Annotated in this window: 1 protein-coding gene; it reads right to left on the bottom strand. The window is 48.8% G+C overall.

Features of this window, described 5'->3' with window-relative positions:
- Positions 1-1693: hypothetical protein (locus tag AC1XWJ_RS07685; RefSeq protein ID WP_483335287.1), on the bottom strand; the 1693-nt coding region annotated here is incomplete at both ends.

Genomic DNA, 1693 nt, shown 5'->3' with positions numbered 1-1693 from the left:
CGCGAGTGAATCAGCAAGCACATCGGCATCAACAAGCGCAAGTGAATCAGCAAGTACATCAGCATCAACAAGTGCGTCAGAGTCGGCAAGTACATCAGCATCAACAAGCGCAAGTGAATCAGCAAGTACATCAGCATCAACGAGTGCGTCAGATTCAGCAAGTACATCAGCATCAACGAGTGCATCAGAATCAGCAAGCGAATCAGCTTCAACAAGTGCGTCAGAATCAGCAAGCACATCAGCATCAGAAAGTGCGTCAGAGTCGGCAAGTACATCGGCGTCAACAAGCGCAAGTGAATCAGCAAGTACATCAGCGTCAACAAGTGCAAGTGAATCAGCAAGCACATCGGCATCAACAAGCGCAAGTGAATCAGCAAGTACATCAGCATCAGAAAGTGCGTCAGAGTCGGCAAGTACATCGGCGTCAACAAGCGCAAGTGAATCAGCAAGTACATCAGCGTCAACAAGTGCAAGTGAATCAGCAAGTACATCGGCATCGACAAGCGCAAGTGAATCAGCAAGCGAATCAGCGTCAACGAGTGCGTCAGATTCAGCAAGCACATCAGCATCAGAAAGTGCGTCAGAGTCGGCAAGTACATCGGCGTCAACAAGCGCAAGTGAATCAGCAAGTACATCAGCGTCAACAAGTGCAAGTGAATCAGCAAGCACATCGGCATCAACAAGCGCAAGTGAATCAGCAAGTACATCAGCATCAGAAAGTGCGTCAGAGTCGGCAAGTACATCGGCGTCAACAAGCGCAAGTGAATCAGCAAGTACATCAGCGTCAACAAGTGCAAGTGAATCAGCAAGTACATCGGCATCGACAAGCGCAAGTGAATCAGCAAGCGAATCAGCGTCAACGAGTGCGTCAGATTCAGCAAGTACATCAGCATCGACAAGCGCGAGTGAATCAGCAAGCACATCGGCATCAACAAGCGCAAGTGAATCAGCAAGTACATCAGCATCAACAAGTGCGTCAGAGTCGGCAAGTACATCAGCATCAACAAGCGCAAGTGAATCAGCAAGTACATCAGCATCAACGAGTGCGTCAGATTCAGCAAGTACATCAGCATCGACAAGTGCGAGTGAGTCAGCAAGCACATCAGCATCAGAAAGCGCAAGTGAATCATCAAGTACATCAGCATCAACAAGTGCGTCAGATTCAGCAAGTACATCAGCATCGACAAGTGCGTCAGAATCAGCAAGCACATCAGCATCAACAAGTGAATCAACGTCAGCAAGCACGTCGGCATCGACAAGTGCAAGTGAATCAGCAAGTACATCGGCATCAACAAGTGCGTCAGATTCAGCAAGCACATCGGCATCGACAAGCGCGAGTGAATCAGCAAGCACATCAGCATCAGAAAGTGCGTCAGAGTCAGCAAGTACATCAGCGTCAACAAGTGCAAGTGAATCAGCAAGTACATCAGCATCAACGAGTGCGTCAGATTCAGCAAGTACATCAGCATCAACGAGTGCATCAGAATCAGCAAGCGAATCAGCTTCAACAAGTGCGTCAGAATCAGCAAGCACATCAGCATCAGAAAGTGCGTCAGAGTCGGCAAGTACATCGGCGTCAACAAGCGCAAGTGAATCAGCAAGTACATCAGCGTCAACAAGTGCGTCAGAGTCAGCAAGCACATCGGCATCGACAAGCGCGAGTGAATCAGCAAGCACATCGGCATCAACAAGC

It is taken from the genome of Gemelliphila sp. 1F1, from assembly GCF_056897515.1.
The sequence above is the reverse complement of the archived record's forward strand: the minus strand, read 5'-3'. Positions and strand labels throughout refer to the sequence as shown.